At 73.5% G+C, this 16,671-nt stretch carries 17 protein-coding genes; 9 read left to right on the top strand and 8 right to left on the bottom strand.

Annotated features, from left to right (window positions below):
- The first annotated feature begins 257 nt into the window (after positions 1-257).
- On the top strand, positions 258-1,688 hold the full coding sequence (locus tag AB0D67_RS35855; protein ID WP_362945903.1) for a serine hydrolase: 1,431 nt from the start codon (positions 258-260) through the stop codon (positions 1,686-1,688).
- Positions 1,689-1,833: 145 nt separating this feature from the next.
- Here the strand turns inward: AB0D67_RS35855 and AB0D67_RS35850 are convergent, their stop codons facing one another.
- Complete coding sequence (locus AB0D67_RS35850; protein WP_362945900.1) at positions 1,834-2,211, bottom strand: hypothetical protein; 378 nt, start codon at positions 2,209-2,211, stop codon at positions 1,834-1,836.
- A gap of 95 nt (positions 2,212-2,306) precedes the next feature.
- Here AB0D67_RS35850 and AB0D67_RS35845 point away from each other — a divergent pair, with 95 nt between their 5' ends.
- Genes AB0D67_RS35845 through AB0D67_RS35835 form a run of 3 tightly spaced genes read left to right on the top strand, consistent with a single transcriptional unit; the run spans position 2,307 to position 3,373 of the window.
- Positions 2,307-2,672: a hypothetical protein gene (locus AB0D67_RS35845; protein ID WP_362945897.1), complete on the top strand. Its 366-nt coding sequence runs from the start codon at positions 2,307-2,309 to the stop codon at positions 2,670-2,672.
- Positions 2,673-2,675: 3 nt separating this feature from the next.
- A complete protein-coding gene (locus AB0D67_RS35840) occupies positions 2,676-3,065 on the top strand; it encodes a hypothetical protein (RefSeq protein WP_362945895.1) in 390 nt (129 codons plus the stop codon).
- A gap of 50 nt (positions 3,066-3,115) precedes the next feature.
- The gene (locus tag AB0D67_RS35835) at positions 3,116-3,373 is read left to right on the top strand and encodes a hypothetical protein (protein WP_362945892.1); all 258 of its coding nucleotides are present in this window, start codon (positions 3,116-3,118) and stop codon (positions 3,371-3,373) included.
- A 189-nt stretch (positions 3,374-3,562) separates the two neighbouring features.
- Here AB0D67_RS35835 and AB0D67_RS35830 read toward each other — a convergent pair whose 3' ends face one another.
- Positions 3,563-4,732: an ROK family transcriptional regulator gene (locus AB0D67_RS35830; protein WP_362945890.1), complete on the bottom strand. Its 1,170-nt coding sequence runs from the start codon at positions 4,730-4,732 to the stop codon at positions 3,563-3,565.
- Between the two features lie 144 nt (positions 4,733-4,876).
- Between AB0D67_RS35830 and zwf the strand changes: the two genes are divergently transcribed.
- From zwf to AB0D67_RS35805, 5 genes are all read left to right on the top strand, one after another.
- Complete coding sequence (gene zwf, locus AB0D67_RS35825) at positions 4,877-6,352, top strand: glucose-6-phosphate dehydrogenase (protein WP_362945888.1); 1,476 nt, start codon at positions 4,877-4,879, stop codon at positions 6,350-6,352.
- A gap of 153 nt (positions 6,353-6,505) precedes the next feature.
- Positions 6,506-8,407, top strand: coding sequence for a phosphogluconate dehydratase (gene edd, locus AB0D67_RS35820; RefSeq protein ID WP_362945886.1), 1,902 nt, complete (start codon positions 6,506-6,508; stop codon positions 8,405-8,407).
- Entirely contained in the window at positions 8,404-9,396 is a 993-nt protein-coding gene (locus AB0D67_RS35815; protein ID WP_362945884.1) for a glucokinase, read from the top strand. Before edd ends, AB0D67_RS35815 begins: the two co-directional genes overlap by 4 nt.
- The gene (eda, locus tag AB0D67_RS35810; protein WP_362945881.1) at positions 9,393-10,004 is read left to right on the top strand and encodes a bifunctional 4-hydroxy-2-oxoglutarate aldolase/2-dehydro-3-deoxy-phosphogluconate aldolase; all 612 of its coding nucleotides are present in this window, start codon (positions 9,393-9,395) and stop codon (positions 10,002-10,004) included. The genes AB0D67_RS35815 and eda overlap by 4 nt, the downstream gene beginning before the upstream one ends.
- Before the next feature lie 588 nt (positions 10,005-10,592).
- Entirely contained in the window at positions 10,593-10,853 is a 261-nt protein-coding gene (locus AB0D67_RS35805; protein WP_362945879.1) for a hypothetical protein, read from the top strand.
- 94 nt (positions 10,854-10,947) lie between these two features.
- On the opposite strand, the gene AB0D67_RS35800 is transcribed toward AB0D67_RS35805, so the two are convergent.
- The 6 genes from AB0D67_RS35800 to AB0D67_RS35775 all read right to left on the bottom strand — a co-directional run bounded on the left by AB0D67_RS35800 (position 10,948) and on the right by AB0D67_RS35775 (position 16,630).
- Positions 10,948-11,280, bottom strand: a complete 333-nt coding sequence (locus AB0D67_RS35800; protein WP_362945876.1) for a hypothetical protein — start codon at positions 11,278-11,280, stop codon at positions 10,948-10,950.
- Between the two features lie 126 nt (positions 11,281-11,406).
- Complete coding sequence (locus AB0D67_RS35795) at positions 11,407-11,991, bottom strand: hemerythrin domain-containing protein (protein WP_362945873.1); 585 nt, start codon at positions 11,989-11,991, stop codon at positions 11,407-11,409.
- A gap of 82 nt (positions 11,992-12,073) precedes the next feature.
- On the bottom strand, positions 12,074-13,030 hold the full coding sequence (locus tag AB0D67_RS35790) for an endonuclease/exonuclease/phosphatase family protein (protein ID WP_362945871.1): 957 nt from the start codon (positions 13,028-13,030) through the stop codon (positions 12,074-12,076).
- Positions 13,031-13,256: 226 nt separating this feature from the next.
- Positions 13,257-14,171 (bottom strand): NAD(P)-binding domain-containing protein, encoded by a 915-nt coding sequence (locus AB0D67_RS35785; protein ID WP_362945869.1) that lies wholly within the window; start codon positions 14,169-14,171, stop codon positions 13,257-13,259.
- 72 nt (positions 14,172-14,243) lie between these two features.
- A complete protein-coding gene (locus AB0D67_RS35780) occupies positions 14,244-15,545 on the bottom strand; it encodes an MFS transporter (protein WP_362945866.1) in 1,302 nt (433 codons plus the stop codon).
- Positions 15,542-16,630 carry an alkene reductase gene (locus AB0D67_RS35775; RefSeq protein ID WP_362945864.1) on the bottom strand — a complete coding sequence of 363 codons (1,089 nt, stop codon included), beginning with the start codon at positions 16,628-16,630 and terminating at the stop codon, positions 15,542-15,544. The genes AB0D67_RS35780 and AB0D67_RS35775 overlap by 4 nt, the downstream gene beginning before the upstream one ends.
- Positions 16,631-16,671 lie beyond the last annotated feature (41 nt).

Raw genomic sequence — 16,671 nt, 5'->3', positions numbered from 1 at the left:
GCTCATCTTGATCCGGCTGGTGCCGGCGGGGGTGGTCGCGTACCGAAGGGGACCCGGATTCCGGGTCCCCTTCTCTCACGAACTCCCGTTTTCATGGATCCTCTCTCCCCACGAACCCCCTTTCCCACGGGTTCCCCGCGGAGTTCCCCTGGGTTCCGGCGGAGTTCTCACGGGTCCCCACGGGGTCCTCGCGGGGTCTCGCGGCCGCACGGATAATGCCTTGCCGATCGATCGGGTGATCTCGTTAAGGTGGCCCGATGTCCTCACAACGCGCCCTGCTGCCGCGGTCGACCCCGGCCGCCTCCGGTGTGTCATCCCGTTCGATCGCCGCGCTGCTGGACCGGTTCGAAGCAGGTTCCGTCGAGCGTCACTCGATCATGGTCGTACGCCACGGTCACGTCATCGCCGAGGGCTGGTGGGCGCCGTACTCGGCCGAACGCCCGCATCTCCTCTACTCGCTGACCAAGTCGTTCACCTCGATCGCCGTGGGGCTCGTGATCGCCGACGGGCTGCTCTCCCTGGACGACCGGGTGGTGGACGTACTGCCCGACCATGTCCCGGCCGACATCTCGGAGCAGGGGCGCCGCCTCACCGTTCACCACCTGCTGTCCATGACGACCGGACACGACACGGACAGTCTCGGCGAGGCCTGGCGGCTGGAGCCGGGCGACCTGGTGAAGGGCTTCCTGCGCGTACCGTTTCCCGATCCCGAGGGAACACGGCACGCCTACGACAATGCGACCACCTTCGTCCTGGCCCGGATGGTGGAACGGGTCACGGGCCGCGGCCTGCCGGAGTTTCTCGACGAGCGCCTTTTCACGCCGATGGGCATCGACCACGCCGAGTGGGACCGGGTGGCGAGCGGCGCCTCCTTCGGGTTCCACGGCCTGCACCTCACGACCGAGGCCGTCGCCGCCTTCGGCGAGCTGCTGCTGCGCGGCGGCGTGTGGGGCGACCGGCGGCTCGTCCCCCGCGAATGGGTGGAACTCGCGACCGGACGGCACATCGACACCCCGCAGGTCGAGGGCTGGTCGGAGAACCCCGACGCGCTCTGCGGCTACGGCTATCAGTTTTGGCTGTCGCGTCACGGTTACCGGGGTGACGGCGCCTTCGGCCAGCTGTGCGTGGTCGTCCCGTCGCACGATCTCGTGGTCGCCATGACCGGCGCGACGGTGCTGGGTGAGGAGATACTCGGCCCGCTGTGGGAGTGCCTGCTGCCCGGCATGGACCAGGCGGGAAGCACCCGGGACGACGAGGTCCTCGCCGATCGGCTGCGGCGGCTGTCGTTCGCGCCGGTACCGGGTTCGGCCGCCCCGGGGCGTTCCGTCACGGCGATGATCGACGCCTCCGCCGAGGACTCGGCCCTGCCCGGCGGAACCACGGTGACCGTCGATCCCGTGGACGGCGGATGGCGCCTGCGGTTCGGGGCGCTCCTCGACGTCGAGGCCGGTCACGGCGAATGGCGGGAGAGCTCACCGCTCGGCCGCCCTGTCGTCGCGGCCGGCGCCTGGCAGGACGGCGCGTTCGTCGCCGATCTCTACGTCATCACCACCCCGCACCGGGTGCGGCTGGTGGTCGACGCCGACGCGGGGACGGCGGTGGCGACGTGGAACGTCGTGCCCCTGACCGGCCCCGATCTGGCGTTGCACCTGAGGTCGCCGCTGATGACGCGGCCCGACGTCTCATAGACACCGGCCCCCGGGCCGCGGGAGTCTCCTCTGTACGGCGTCTCAGCCGGGCTGGGCGTGCCGGACCGGCTCCCGGCCGCGGGAGTCTCCTCCTCACGGCCGGGACCGCTTTCCGCCGACTCTCATCTCGTGGGCCACCGGCCCGCTAGGACGCCGGTCCCATCTCCGGTTCGGGCTCCCGCTCGCCCGACGCCTCGCCCGATCCATCCCCGGATGCCTCTCCCGCATCGGGAGCCAGGTCGTCGATGAGGTCCCCCAGGTCGTCCGCCAGCAGGTCCGCCGGGAGCGGGCGGTCGGGGAAGGTCGTGTCCGCGCCGGATCTCTCGGCCACCACCCGGCTCTCGCCGTCGATGCCGCGCGGCGCCGGCGGCTGCTCATCCGACGGGCCGTCCGGCTGCTCATCCGACGGGCCGTCCGTCGGTTCGGCCGGTGCCCCGCCGCGGTGCTCCCCGGCGGGCTTCCGGTCCTCCCCCGCGGGGCCCCCGGCCTCTGCTGCTTCTTCGGGTGCTGCGTGCTCGTTCATACGGATGCCACTCCCCAGCAAAGCACTAAATATGTCCGTTTTAGGCATGGCGGCGGGCGATCGGGTAGGGATCCCGCTGGAGGAGGGAGACGACGATGACCGTGACGCGATTTCATGATCTGCCGCTCGCCGACCGGGACCGGGACTGGGACGCCGACGCGGCCGAGAAGCGGGTCCGCGAGTGGGCGGGCGCCGAGGAGAAACCGAACGCGAAGTACCGCGAGGCGCACGTCTGGTACGACGGCGAGGACCCGGAGAACTTCGAGAGCTACAAGCTGCCGGTCGCCGACGTGATCGGCGGCCACCTGAAGGCCGTGCCGCGCGCCGTGATGGCGGCCGGGGCGGTCATGCAGGGCGCGCGGGGCGGGGTGAAGATCCCCCGGGACGAGGTGGACCGGGTCAAGTCCCACCTGGCCAGGTACTACGCGAAGATGGGTGACACGCCGCCCTGGGAGCGCTGACCGGTGCCGCGCTTCGAGTTCGCCTTCGAGTCGACGTGGGTGACGCCACTGAAGCTGATGGGGATCACCCCCGAGCGGGCGTTCGTCCTCGTCGACGCGGGCGAGCTGCGGGTGCGCTTCGGCCCCTGGCGGCTGCGCACACCCGTCTCCAACGTCTCGGGCGCCCTCGTCACCGGTCCGTACACGCCATGGAAGGTCATCGGGCCGCACCTGTCGCTGGCCGATCGGGGCGTGACCTTCGGGACGAGCACGCGGAGAGGCGTGTGCGTCCTGTTCCATCGGCCGGTCCCCGCGCTCGTGCCGGGGCGTCTGCTGACCCATCCCGGCGCAACCCTCACCGTGTCCGACTCCGAAGGACTGGTGGAAGCACTTCGACAGTCGCAGAGCACATGACCGGCGGACACCCGGGTAGCAGGGTGGGGCTGATCAAGAGGAGGGGAGCAATGACTGAGAACCAGGAAGGACGGGACTCCCGGGGGCGACCGACGGTTCCGACGACGCCGAGGGACGTGGTCTACATCCGGCTGGCGTCGTTCGCGCTCATACCGGTCGCGGTCCTCGCCATGTTCGGTTTCGCGACCGGCACCACGTGGCTGGTCATCGCCGCCGTGGTCCTCGCGGTGATAGCGATCGCGTTCATCGTGGTCGGTGTTCGCCGCCAGTCGCGGAGGCCCGGCTCGACCACGGAGGAGGCGGGCTGAGGCACCGCACGTCTGGCGGCGGCTTCGGGAGGCGGACGGCCTTCCCGGGGCCGCCGGCGCTTTTCCACGGTCCTTCCCCGTGCGGAGCCTTCCCGTCCGGCGCCTTTTCACGAGGAGACCGCGAGCCGTACGGAGGACCGCGCCCTGCGGAGGACCGCGCCGCAGAGGAGGCCGGCCGTACGGAGGGTCTCAGAGGGCGGCGTCGACCGCCTCGGGCGACAGGATGTGGTCGAGGACCATGTGGGCGCAGCCGACGATGCCCGCGCCGGGGCCGAGGCGGCTGCGCTCGATCCGCAGGTTGCGGGTGGACAGGGCGGTGGAGCGGCGGTGGACGACCTCCCGCACGCCCGACACCAGGGGCTGGAACGACTCGGCGACGTCGCCGCCCAGGACGACCACGGCGGGGTTGAGCAGGTTGACCGCGGTGGCGACGACCTCGCCGAGCATCCGGGCGGCGTTGCGGACGACGGCCATGGTCTCGGCGTCCCCGGCGCGGACGAGGCTCACCACGTCGGCCAGCGACGTCACCTGGTAGCCGCGGTCGCGCAGGTCGCGCAGGATGGCGGTGCCGCTGGCCACGGAGTCGACGCAGTCGACGTTGCCGCACCGGCACAGCACTCCCCCGCCGTCGCGGACCGGGATGTGCCCGATCTCGCCGGCCGCGCCCAGCGCCCCGCGCAGGATCTCCCCGCCCGCGATGACCCCGGCGCCGATCCGGGTGGAGACCTTGATGAACAGCAGGTCGTCGGCGTTCCCGGCGTAGGCGGCGCGGTGCTCGCCGATCGCGATGACGTTCACGTCGTTGTCGAGGAAGACCGGGACGGGGAAGCGTTCGGCGATGATCGGCGGGATGGCGACGCCGGTCCAGTTCGCCATGATCCGGGCGCTCTCGGTACGGCCGGCCGCGAACTCGACCGTCGCGGGGACGCCGAGGCCTACGCCGCGCACCTGGGAGAGGGGGCGGTCGCCGAGCAGTTCGGCCCAGGTGTCCATGACCAGGGGCAGGACGGTGTCGGGGCCCTCCTCCACGTCCACGGCGAGGCTCACGCCGTCCAGCCGCCGGCCGGAGAGGTCGCAGACGGCGATCTGGGCGCGGCTGGCGCCCAGGGAGGCGACGAGGATGACGCCGCCCGCGGCGTTGAAGACGAGGCGGGTCGGCGGGCGGCCGCCGGTGGAGGGTCCCTCGCTGTCCTCCACGACGAGCCCGTGGTCCAGCAGCTCGGTGACGCGCAGCGAGACGGCCGGCCGTGACAGGCCGGTGACACGTCCGATGTCGGTGCGCGTGACGGCTTCACCGGCGCGGATGAGGCGGAGCACCTCACCGCTGGTGGCCAGGGCGGCGGCGGGACGGCGCGGCATCGGTCAAGTGAACCACACGGAGTTATGGAATGAAAACTCCGAGCTTTCTCATCTCAAATTACAAAACTCCGCTTGTGTGAAGCGCAAGATGTGACTACTGTCCGATCTATCCCCAATCCGGTAGATCACTACGGAGCAGTCCTCATGTCCGAGACCCCGCGGCCCGCCGACCTGATCGTCTTCGGCGGCACAGGTGACCTCTCCATGCGGAAGCTCCTGCCCGCGCTGTACCACTGCGACCGCGACGGCCGCCTGGCCCCCGAGACCCGCATCATCGCGATGTCCCGGGGCGGGCTCGACGACTCCGACTTCCGCGGCAAGGTGGACGCCGAGGTCCGCGGTTCCGTCCCGGCGGACGACCACGGCACCTGGCAGCGTTTCCTGGGCCGCCTGCACCACGTCTCCATCGACGTCGGCGGCCAGGACACCGAGGGCTGGTCGCGCACCGCCCGCCTGCTCGCCGGGAGCGAGGAGCGGGACCGGATCTTCTACCTCGCCAGCCCGCCCATGACGTTCGGCCCGTTCTGCCGCGAGCTGCACCAGGCCGGCCTGGTCACCCCCGCCTCGCGGGTGGTCCTGGAGAAGCCGCTGGGCCGCGACCTGGCCAGCGCCCAGCGGATCAACGACGAGGTCGGAGCGATCTTCGACGAGCGGCAGATCTACCGGATCGACCACTACCTGGGCAAGGAGACGGTCCAGAACCTCCTGGTGCTGCGGTTCGCCAACGCGTTCCTGGAGCCGATCTGGAACTCCCTGTGGATCGACCACGTCCAGATCACCGCCGCCGAGACCGTGGGGACCCCGGGCCGCCGCGGCTACTACGACCACGCGGGCGCGCTGCGCGACATGGTGCAGAACCACCTGCTGCAGCTGCTGTGCCTGGTGGCGATGGAGCCCCCGTCGCGCAACGACCGGGAGTCGATCCGCGACGAGAAGGTCAAGGTCCTGCAGTCGCTGCGGCCGATCGTCGGCGGCGAGGTCGACCGGTTCACCGTACGCGGCCAGTACACGGCCGGCGAGTGCGACGGCGTGCGGGTCCCGGGCTACCTCGACGAGCCCGACAGCACCGCGCCCACCGACGCCTCCCGCCGGGTGGAGACCTTCGCCGCGATCCGCGCCGAGGTGAAGAACTGGCGCTGGGCGGGCGTGCCGTTCTACCTGCGCACCGGCAAGCGCATGCCGTACCGGTCCACGGAGATCGTGGTGCAGTTCAAGGACGTGCCCCACTCGATCTTCGCGGGCAGCGCGCCCAACCGGCTGGTGCTGCGGCTGCAGCCGAGCGAGGGCATCCGGCTGCACCTGATGGCCAAGGAGCCGGGCGCGGGCGAGGTGGCGCTCAAACCGGTCCCGCTCAGCCTCAGCTTCGCCGAGACCTTCACCTCCCGGGTGCCCGAGGCCTACGAGCGGCTGCTCATGGACGTCCTCACCGGGAACCCGACGCTGTTCATGCGGCGCGACGAGGTGGAGGCCGCCTGGCGGTGGATCGACCCGATCCTGCACGAGTGGGAGTCGCAGGGCTCCGCGCCCGAGCCGTACCCGGCGGGCAGCCCCGGTCCGGCCGGGGCGCACGAGCTGGTGCTGCGCAGCGGCCGCTACTGGTACGAGGACGACCTCGCGTGACCGGCCGCCCTGCCCGCCGCCGGACGCCCTCCGCGCGACTCCTCCCGTAAGGGGCATCTCCATGAACCCCGTGAACCCTGTGTCTCCATGAACCCCGTGAACCCTGTGAACGACCGCACCGACCACCGACCCGACGACGACGAAGGAGGCCGGGTGAACCCCGTCATCCAGGAGATCACCGACCGCCTGATCGAGCGCAGCCGCGCCAGCCGTACCGCCTACCTGGCGCGGCTCGACGCCGAGGCCGAGGCGGCCCGCCGCCGCGGCCCGGCCCGCTCATCGCTGGGCTGCGCCAACCTGGCCCACGGCTTCGCCGCCGCCCCGGGGGCCGACAAGCTCGACCTGCGGGCCTCGGTCAAGCCGGGCGTGGCGATCGTGTCGAGCTACAACGACATGCTGTCGGCGCACCAGCCGTACGAGACCTACCCGGCGATCCTCAAGGCGGCCGTCCGTACGGCGGGCGGCGTCGCGCAGTTCGCCGGCGGCGTGCCCGCCATGTGCGACGGCATCACCCAGGGCCGCCCCGGCATGGAGCTGTCGCTCTACAGCCGCGAGGTCATCGCGATGGCCACGGCGATCGCGCTGTCCCACGACATGTTCGACGCCTCCCTCATGCTGGGCGTCTGCGACAAGATCGTGCCGGGCCTGCTGATCGGCGCGCTGCACTTCGGCCACCTGCCGGCGGTGTTCGTCCCGGCGGGGCCGATGGGCTCCGGCCTGCCCAACAAGGTCAAGGCGCGCACCCGGCAGCTGTTCGCCGAGGGCAAGGTCGGCAAGGACGAGCTGCTGGACGCCGAGGCGAAGTCGTACCACTCCCCCGGCACCTGCACCTTCTACGGCACCGCCAACTCCAACCAGGTCATGATCGAGGTCATGGGCCTGCACCTGCCGGGCACGACCTTCGTCAACCCCCGCACCGAGCTGCGCCAGGCGCTGACCGAGGCGGCCGGGCGGCGGGCGGTGGCGCTGACCGCGCACGGCGCCGAGTACACCCCTGTGGGCCGGGTCGTCGACGAGAAGGCGATCGTCAACGCCTGCGTGGCGCTGCTGGCCACCGGCGGCTCGACCAACCACACCATGCACCTCGTCGCGATCGCCGCGGCGGCCGGCATCGAGCTGCTCTGGGACGACCTGGCCGCCCTGTCGAAGGCGGTGCCGCTGCTGACCCGCATGTACCCCAACGGTCAGGCCGACGTGAACCACTTCCAGGCCGCCGGCGGCATGCAGGTGCTCATCGGCGAGCTGCTGGACGCCGGGATGCTCCACCGCGACGTGCTGACGATCGCCGGGCGCGGGCTGGACCACTACCGCTCGGCCCCCGTGCTCAAGGACGGCGAGCTGGTCTGGGAGGAGCGCACCGAGGGCAGCACCGACCCCGACGTGCTGCGGCCGGTCGCCGAGGCGTTCTCCCCCGACGGCGGCATCCACATGCTCGACGGCAACCTGGGCCGCGCGGTCAGCAAGGTCTCGGCGGTCAAGGACGAGCACCTCGTCGTCGAGGCGCCCGCGAAGGTCTTCGACGACCAGCTCGACCTGCTGCGCGCCTTCGAGGCGGGCGAGCTGGACGGGCAGGACTTCGTCGCGGTCATCCGCTACCAGGGGCCCAGCGCGAACGGCATGCCGGAGCTGCACAAGCTCACCCCGCCGCTGGCGGTGCTGCTGGACCGCGGGCAGCGGGTGGCGATCGTCACCGACGGCCGCATGTCCGGCGCGTCGGGCAAGGTCCCGGCCGCCATCCACCTGTCGCCCGAGGCCGCCCAGGGCGGGCCGATCGCGCTCGTTCGCGACGGCGACCCGATCCGCCTGGACTCCGCCGCGGGCACCCTGGAGCTGCTGGTGCCCGCCGAGGAGCTGGCCGCCCGCACGCCGCAGGGCGCCCCGCTCAGCGACGCCCAGTGGGTCGGCACCGGCCGCGAGCTGTTCGCCGCGTTCCGCCGTACGGCCGGCCCCGCCGAGCGCGGCGCCGGGATCTTCGCCCTGAACGGCCGCGCCGAGAGCCTCGCCGGCGGCGTCGGCGAGGCCGGGAGCACGGCCGCCGCGGGGGACGCCCGGTGAACCTCCCCTGGCTCGTCGCCGACGTCGGCGGCACCAACGCCCGGTTCGGCCTGGTCACCGAACCGGGGCGGGGACCGGGCTCGGTGGCCGTGCTCGCCGTCGCCGACCACGCGGGACTCCCCGAGGCCGTGGCCGCCTACCTGGCCGGGCACGCGGGCGGGGTCCGGCCGGAGGCGGCGTGCGTCGCGATCGCCGGGCCGGTCGAGGGCGACCGCTACCGGCTCACCAACGCCGGCTGGGCCGGGTCGGTCCGCGACCTGGGCATCGCGCACGTCGAGCTGGTCAACGACTTCGAGGCGCTGGCCGCGTCCCTGCCGCACCTGCCGGCCGCGGAGCTGGTCGGCCTGGGCGGTCCCGCCCCCGGACACGGCGTCAAGGTCGTGCTGGGGCCGGGGACGGGTCTCGGCGTGGCGGGCCTGGTGCCCGCGGCCGAGGGCTGGGTGCCGGTCCCCGGCGAGGGCGGTCACGTCACCGTGCCGGTCCTGGACGAGCGCGACCACGAGATCGTCCGGGCGCTGCGCGCCGAGGGGACGGGCCAGGTGGTGGCCGAGCACCTGCTGTCGGGGCCGGGGCTGACCCGGCTGCACCACGCCCTCGCGCTGGTGCGCGGCGTGCGGGCGCCGCGGCTGGCCGCCTCGGACATCGTGGCCCGGATGGACGACTCGCTGTGCGCGGAGACCGTCGAGGTCTTCTGCGGGATGCTCGGCACCTTCGCCGGGAACGTCGCGCTGACCTTGGGCGCCCGCGGCGGCGTCTACCTGGGCGGCGGGGTGCTGCCGCGCATCGTGGAGCGGGTCCGCGCCAGCGACTTCCGCCGCCGGTTCGAGGCGGCCCCCACCATGAACGGCTATCTTTCGGGCATCGCCACCTCGCTGATCGTCGCCCCGCAGCCCGCGCTGCTCGGGGCCGCGGCGTGGCTGGGCCAGCGCCTGGCCGCCGCGCCGAAGTCGCCGAATCCGTCGAAGCCATCGAAGTTGGAGTACGCATGAGCCTGCTGGACATCGCCCCGGTGATCCCGGTCGTCGTGATCGACGACCCGGAGACCGCGGTCCCCCTGGCGCGGGCCCTGGCGGCGGGCGGTCTGCCCGCCATCGAGGTGACCCTCCGTACGGCCTGCGCGCTGGACGCCATCGCGCGGATCGCCGCCGAGGTTCCCGAGGCGGTCGTCGGGGCGGGCACCGTCCGCACCCCCGCCGACGTGACGGCCTCGGTGAAGGCCGGGGCCAGGTTCCTGGTCAGCCCGGGGAGCACCCCGAGGCTCCTGGACGCCATGGAGGAGGGCGGCATCCCGTTCCTTCCGGGCGCGGCGACCTCCTCGGAGGTCATGGCGCTGGCCGAGCGCGGGCTGACGGAGATGAAGTTCTTCCCGGCCGAGGCCGCCGGCGGCGTGCCGTACCTGAAGTCGCTGGGCGGGCCGCTGCCCGAGGTGCGGTTCTGCCCGACGGGCGGGATCAGGCTCCAGACCGCGCCGGAGTATCTGGCGCTGGCCAACGTCGGGTGCGTGGGCGGGACCTGGCTCACTCCGGCCGACGCGCTGGCGGCCGGTGACTACGCCCGGATCGAGAAGCTCGCCGCCGAGGCCGCCGCGCTCCGCTAGCCGTACGGCCGGCGCCCGGCGGAGCCCCGAACCGAACCGAACCGGACTGAACCGAACCGAACCGGACCGGACTGAACCGGGCCGGACTGAACCGGGCCGGACTGAACCGGGCCGGACTGAACCGGGCCGGGCCGGACCGGCTCCGCCCGGCCGCGACGCCGTACGGCCGGGCCCGCACCGGCTCGCCGGGCCGAGAGGCCTGGCGCACAGGACCCGCGTGGACCGCCCTCCCTGGTCCGCGCACGGGCCATGAGGCACCGTGACCCGGTGCGCCTCTCATGGGATCGAGGCCCGCGACCGCCCACCCGGCGGTCGCGGGCCGCTCCTTTTCCCGCTCCACTTCTCTCTCCCGTCACCCGGGCACGCGGGCGATCGCCGGGCATGTGACCGTTTTCCGCTCTTTTTCCCGTTCCCGCCTGGGGCGGGACGGGTGCCGTTCCGTGCGCCGGGTGAGGCGGCGACCCACCTGGGCAGGGCATCCACCGGTCAGGAATCCTCAGCTTCCGGTCAAGTGCTCGGGGTCCCGGTCGTCCGCCGGACGAGAGCGGGTAACCCCCTCCAACGACTGTCTGTTATGGGAGGGAAAACGTGAAACGCATGGTTATGGGCGCTGTGGCCGCCGGGCTGGGTATCGGGGTGGGCAGCTGGCTCAGGTGGCGCGAGCAGGCCGGTACGGCCCGGAACCGCGAGGCGGCCGAGCGGTGGAACCGGGTCACCGTCGACGCCGAGTCGCTCGTCGAGACCGGCGAGGTGCCGCAGCCGGACCGGCCCGGCACGGACCGGCCGACCGTGACCGGCGAGGTCTCCGATGCCGTCACCCGGCGGGCGGACGGGGAGGGACGGCGGTGAAGACGGTGTGCCCGCAGAGCGTCGATCCCGGGCTCCCGGCGGGCGCACGGGCGTGGCGCCCGCCGTACGGCCGCGCCGGGCGGCGGCTCCGCGCTCAGCCGGGCGGGCGGCCCGTCCCCTCGCCGGGGAGGTAGCCGCCGTCGTCGGCGTCGGTCCCGCCCAGGCCGCCGTCCGGGTCCTCCCGGTCGGAGGACTTCCATTCCAGGTCGGCGCCGACGCTCCCGGTCTCCCTCGGGGCGTCGGGGCCGCGCCGGGGTTCCTCGTCGTCGTCACGTTCGGCGGGCCGGGCACTGGTCTCCCCCATCGACGCCGGGCCGATGTCGCCGCCCATGTCGTGCAGATCGGGATCGAAGGGCGTCCCCCTGTACTTGCGCAGTTCCTCCTCGCGCCGCCGGGCGCGCTCTTCCTCGTTCGTCTCCTCGCTCACGGCGCTCTCCTCGCGTGTCGCTTCTTCCCCGTCACCGCTGAGCCGTGCCCAGTCGCCGGTGTCCGTAACTGGCGTTTCCCACATGGCCGGAAACGGCGCCGGGCACGGGCCCGATGAGCCGCCGGGTCAGCCCTTCCCGCCCATGGCGTCGCGGATCACGTCGCGGACCCGGTCCATGACGGCCAGGGGGGTGCCCAGCAGCAGGTTCTTCGTCGCCGACTCCACCCCCGCGTGCGGGTGGGTGGGCGCCATCGCCTGGGCGGCCTTCACCCCGGCCGCCATCGCCCGCCGCTCGGCCTCGCTGGTGCGGGCGCGCAGCGCAGCGAACTCGTGGCGCTCCTCGTTCTCCGCGTGGGCGAGCACGGCCCCGCGCAGCGATGCCAGGTCGGTGAGGAACCGCGGGTCCTCCACCCCCGCCTCCTCCATCCGCATGAGGAGCCGCTTGGCCTCGTTCTCCTCCTTCAAGCGGTCGTCCACCACCGCGTCGCCGCCGGCGAGCTTGAGACGGGCGTAGGGGTGGACGATCTCCTCCTCCGCCGTCTCGTGCACGGCCAGCAGCCGCACCAGCGAGCGGAACGCCTCGGCCCGCCGGCCGGCCGGCGCCCTCTCCACCTGGTCGAACATCTCCCTGATCATGGAGTGCTGCCGCAGCAGCAGGTCCACGACGTCGTTCTCGGTCATCAGCTCGGGAACCGGCTGGTGGTCGCTCATCTTCTCTCCCTCAGTCCACGTGCTGTCTACCCGGGCTACCCCGGCTGCCCGGGCTCACCGCGTGAAACGCGCAAAGACACGGTCAGGGAGAGGGCGGCGCGGGCGGGGTGAGGCGAAGGTCGGCCAGGATCGCGCGGTGGTCGCCGCCCGTCGGCGGCAGCACCCGGCTGCCGACGGCCGTGAACCCGCGGGTGAGCACGTGGTCCAGGCGGACCAGCGGCAGCGCCGCGGGCCAGGTGAGCTGCAGGCCGGTGCCCGCCTCCTCCGCCGCGGGCGTGACGGTCGCGGCGAGCGGGCGCAGCGCGCGATCGGTGGCGGCGGTGTTCAGGTCTCCGGCGACGATGACCCGGGGGCTGGGGTCGGCCGCGACCGCGCGGGCCAGCGCCGCCATCTCCGCGTTACGGCGGGCGATGACGGACGGCTCCAGGCGGAAGGAGGTGATGTGGACGGCGTAGAGGCTCACATCCCCCCACGGCGTACGGAGGACGGCGTGCCGGGAGCGCACCACGCCCGGTACGGGCTGCGGCCGGCCGTAGAAGGGGTATCTGCTCCACACCGCCACGCCGGGGTTGTCGGGGAAACGGTAGGGCAGGACGGGGTCGATCAGCCGGGCGAAGCCGGGGTGGACCGTCCCGTCGCGCAGCACGGGGTCGTCGCGCAGCTCGGCGACCACGAGGACGTCCGGGCCGGTGTCCCGCAGGGCGGCGGCGGTGCGGGCCAGGCCGGGATTGAAGTAGTCGACGTTCTGCTGGACCACCCGCAGGTCCCGCGGCCCGGCGACGGGGGCGCGGAGGAAGGCGGGCCCGAAGGCCGCCGCCCAGGTCACGGCCACGGCCAGGGCCCCGGCCAGCGCGGCCCACGACCGCCGGGCGAGCGCGGCCAGGACGAGGAGCGGCGCCGCCAGCCCGAACCAGGGCAGGGCGCTGTCGACGACGTTGCCCAGCCCCCGCCAGCCGGGCAGCAGCCCGTGCCCCGCGATGAGCAGGGACACCAGGACGCCCGCGCCCGCGGCCGGCCCGCCCCGCGTCCATGGCGACATGGTGACGACGTCCCTCTCCCCCTGCCGGTCGGTTCTCCGGCCCGGCGGCACCGGATCCGGGAGACAAGTTCATCACGGACCGGGCCGGTCGCGGTGGACTTCGCGGCCGGGAACCGGGCTCCCCGGGCGGGCGTCACCGGTCACGGGAGACGTCTCGGGCGCCGCCGGCCGGATCCCGGCGGGGCCGGTCGCCCACGCGCCGGCGCCGGGACCCGGCCGGCGGCCGTCACCGGCGTGTCGGCAACACCTCGAACAGGCTCGAGAATCCCTGGTCCCCGTGGCCGTCGGCGATCCGGCGGTCCATCAGCTCCTTGACCTCGCGCATCCGCACCGCCTCCACGCCGAGGGACTCCCGATGCCCGATCAGGTCGTCCATCAGCGCGGCCTGGACGCGGAGTGAACCGAGGTCGGGACCGTACTCGCCGCTCCTGACCGCCTTGGCGAACGAGGCCAGCAACGGCGGGTAGGCGCCCAGCGAGCCACCGAACCGTTCGGCGAACCCTGCCACATCGCCCCCCTCGGCCTGGATCACCTTGAGCGTGTGCAGGAAGCCGATGAGGAGTTCGTAGCCCGCCGCGACCTGGGCCAGGAACTCCACGGCGGCCAGGCCCGCGTCCTCGCCCTGGTAGGCGATGCCACCCAGCTCCCGCAGCGTCGGCTCGTGGGCGTCGAACACGCCGCGGGGACCGCTGAGCGGGATCATGATGTTCGGGGTCCCCACGTGCGGCGGATCTCCCATGAGCTTGCCGTCGAGATACCCGGCGCCGCGCTCGTCCGCCCAGCGAGCGTTGGCCCTGGCCTGGGCGGGAGAGCCGCTGGTGAGGTTCACCAGCACCCTGCCCGCGACCGCGGTGCCGACCGAGCCCAGCACCTCGTCGACCGCCGCGCCGTCGAGCAGGCAGACCACGACGAGCGGGCTGGCCGCCACCGCCTCGGCGGCCGTCGCGGCCGCCGAGGCGCCGGCGGCGACCAGCGGCGCGCTCCTGCTCGCGGTCCGGTTCCAGACCGTCGTGTGATAGCCGCGACCGGCGAACGTCCGGGCGATCGCCGACCCCATGTCACCGAGGCCGAGCACGGTGACCTGACCGGCCACACCGGCCGGGCCGCCGGTCGTCGTTGTCGTCGTCGTTGTCGTCGTCATGGTGTTCCTTCCATCGGTGGGATGAGTCGTTTTCGGGTGCCGGCCGTCCGCCGGCCGCGGGCGGGGCGGCGGTCAGCCGGTGAGGGCGGCCGCGATGGCGGGGCCGAACGCGGCGCCCAGCAGGTAGCAGAGGTTGAACTGGCCCATCGCCGTCGCCCGCGCGCCGTCGGGCACCGCCGCGGCGGCGCGCGCCGCGAACGCGCCCTGCCCGGACGCGGCGGCGAGGGAGGTGAGCGCCTGCGCGACGAGGAGGACGGCCGGTGAGGCACCGGTGCCCGCCAGCACCGCGCCGGCCGCCGCCAGCCCGGGGAACAGCACGGTGACGACCTTCACGGGCGCCTTCGCGGTGGCGGCGATCACCCCGTACGAGACCAGCCCGCCGAACAGCAGCGGCCACAGGATGGCCAGCCCCACCGCGCCGCTGGTCCAGCCCGTCCGCCCGGCCAGCAGGGCGGGCAGGAGATAGATCATTCCGAAGTTGATCGCGGCCAGCAGGAACGCCAGCCCGGACACCAGGAGGAACACCGGAGCGCGGACGACGGACGCGGGCACGAACCCGTCGGGCCTGGCGCGCAGGTGCAACGCCAGCAGCCCGCAGGCGGCGACGGCGGCGGCCCCGGCCACCGGCCACGAATGGGGGATGAACACCAGCGCCGTGACCAGCGCCGTCAGCAGCGCCGCCCCCCGGAGGTCGAAGGGCGCGCCGGGTGCCGGGTCCGCCGGGCGGTGCCGCAGCACGCCCGGCACGGCCAGCAGGCTCAGCGCGGGCAACGCCAGGGCCGCCCGCCAGGACAGCGCCCCCGCGACCAGGTCGGCGACCAGCGGGGCGGTGGCGCCCACCGTCGCCAGCGAGGCCGTGACCAGCCCCATCGAGCGCGCCGAACGGGTGAGGCTCATGGCGATCGTGGTGAACCCCGCCGTGCCAAGCCCCTGGGCCACGCTGCCCAGGACCAGTACCGGCAGCGACGGCCCGGCCGCCACGAGCGCCGCGCCCAAGGCCACCGAGGCGGCGCAGGCGAGCAGGGCCCGCCGTACTCCCCGGTGACTCTGCAGGCCCGCCATCAGCGGGGTGCCGATCGCGATGGCCCAGCCGAACGCGGTGACGATCCAGGTCACCGCGCCGAGGCTCAGCCCGAGGTCGCGGGCCGCGTCCGGCAGGATGAGGCTGGGCCCGGCGATACCGAAGGAGAGCGGCCCCGCCAGCAGCGCCGGCCACACCGCCGGCATCCGGCGCGCCGGCGGCGCCGCCCGCCGCGGGACGCCGCCGGGAGCGGCCGTGGGAGGAGGGGACGGGACGCCGCCGCGGGCGGCTCCGGAAGGAGATGACGGGACACCGCCGGGAGTGGCTCCGGGAGAAGATGACGGGACGCTCATCTTCCCTCCCCGGGCGCGGGCAGCGACGGGTAGTCGGTGTAGCCGCGGTGGTCGCCGCCGTAGAAGGTCGCCCGGTCGGCCTCGTTGTACGGGCCGCCCGCGGCGATCCGCGCGGGCAGGTCGGGGTTGGCCAGCCACAGCCTGCCGAAGGAGATCGCGTCGGCCAGCCCTGAGCGCAGCGCCTCGATCCCGTCGGCGGGGGTCGCGGGCTCGTCGCCGCTCCACGGGTGCGGGTTGAGGATGAGGACGCCCGGCCACTCCGAGCGAATGATCTTGGTCACGTCACGTGTGTCGTTCTCCGAGACGTGCAGGTAGGCCAGTCCGAACGGCGCGAGCGCGCGGGTCAGCTCCGCGTAGAGGATCTCCGTGTCGCTCTCGTTCATGCCGTTGTAGGTGATGCCGGGAGAGACGCGGATGCCGGTGCGGTCCGGACCGACGGCGGCGCTGACGGCCCGCACGACCTCCACGGCGAACCTGATCCGGTTCGGGACCGGGCCCCCGTAGGCGTCGGTGCGCCGGTTGGCGTTGTCCGACAGGAACTGGTGGATCAGGTAGCCGCTGGCGGCGTGCAGTTCGACCGCGTCGAAGCCCGCGTCCATCGCCAGCCGGGCCGAGGCCGCGAACTCCTCGACGGCCCGGTCGATGTCGGCCGGGGTCATCTCCCGCGGGGTCGGGTGTTCGAGCAGCCCTTCGGGGGTGTGGAGCCACTCCCCAGAGCGGATCGCGGACGGCGCGAGGGGCAGCTCACCCCCTGGATACAGGCGGGGATGACCGATCCGCCCGGAATGCATGATCTGGACCGCGATGCGGCCGCCTCGCCGGTGCACCGCGTCCGTCACCAGACGCCAGGCCGCCGCCTGCTCGGGCGAGTGCAGGCCCGGGGTGTCGAGGTAACCCTGGCCGATCACGCACGGCTGGGTTCCCTCGGTGATGATCAGGCCGGCGCCGGCGCGCTGGGCGTAGTACTCGGCGGTGTGTCCGCCGACCAGCCCGCCCGGGGCCCTGTTCCGTGTCATGGGCGCCATGACCAGGCGGCTGGGGAGATCCAGCGCGCCGCCGGTGACCGGCGTGAGCAGTTCGTTCATGTCACCCTCCGTGCCATGAGCTCGTTCGGTGTGACGAGGCT

Origin of the sequence: Streptosporangium sp. NPDC048047, assembly GCF_040653115.1 — a bacterium.
Lineage (GTDB): Bacteria > Actinomycetota > Actinomycetes > Streptosporangiales > Streptosporangiaceae > Streptosporangium.
This window is presented reverse-complemented; position numbering and strand designations above follow the sequence as displayed.

What these genes read in the sequence shown, in the direction of transcription:
- AB0D67_RS35855 (WP_362945903.1), top strand. Translation starts at nt 258, where the DNA reads ATGTCCTCACAACGCGCCCTGCTGCCGCGGTCGACCCCGGCCGCCTCC.
- AB0D67_RS35850 (WP_362945900.1), bottom strand. Translation starts at nt 2,211, where the DNA reads ATGAACGAGCACGCAGCACCCGAAGAAGCAGCAGAGGCCGGGGGCCCC.
- AB0D67_RS35845 (WP_362945897.1), top strand. Translation starts at nt 2,307, where the DNA reads ATGACCGTGACGCGATTTCATGATCTGCCGCTCGCCGACCGGGACCGG.
- AB0D67_RS35835 (WP_362945892.1), top strand. Translation starts at nt 3,116, where the DNA reads ATGACTGAGAACCAGGAAGGACGGGACTCCCGGGGGCGACCGACGGTT.
- AB0D67_RS35830 (WP_362945890.1), bottom strand. Translation starts at nt 4,732, where the DNA reads ATGCCGCGCCGTCCCGCCGCCGCCCTGGCCACCAGCGGTGAGGTGCTC.
- zwf (WP_362945888.1), top strand. Translation starts at nt 4,877, where the DNA reads ATGTCCGAGACCCCGCGGCCCGCCGACCTGATCGTCTTCGGCGGCACA.
- eda (WP_362945881.1), top strand. Translation starts at nt 9,393, where the DNA reads ATGAGCCTGCTGGACATCGCCCCGGTGATCCCGGTCGTCGTGATCGAC.
- AB0D67_RS35795 (WP_362945873.1), bottom strand. Translation starts at nt 11,991, where the DNA reads ATGAGCGACCACCAGCCGGTTCCCGAGCTGATGACCGAGAACGACGTC.
- AB0D67_RS35790 (WP_362945871.1), bottom strand. Translation starts at nt 13,030, where the DNA reads ATGTCGCCATGGACGCGGGGCGGGCCGGCCGCGGGCGCGGGCGTCCTG.
- AB0D67_RS35785 (WP_362945869.1), bottom strand. Translation starts at nt 14,171, where the DNA reads ATGACGACGACAACGACGACGACAACGACGACCGGCGGCCCGGCCGGT.
- AB0D67_RS35780 (WP_362945866.1), bottom strand. Translation starts at nt 15,545, where the DNA reads ATGAGCGTCCCGTCATCTTCTCCCGGAGCCACTCCCGGCGGTGTCCCG.
- AB0D67_RS35775 (WP_362945864.1), bottom strand. Translation starts at nt 16,630, where the DNA reads ATGAACGAACTGCTCACGCCGGTCACCGGCGGCGCGCTGGATCTCCCC.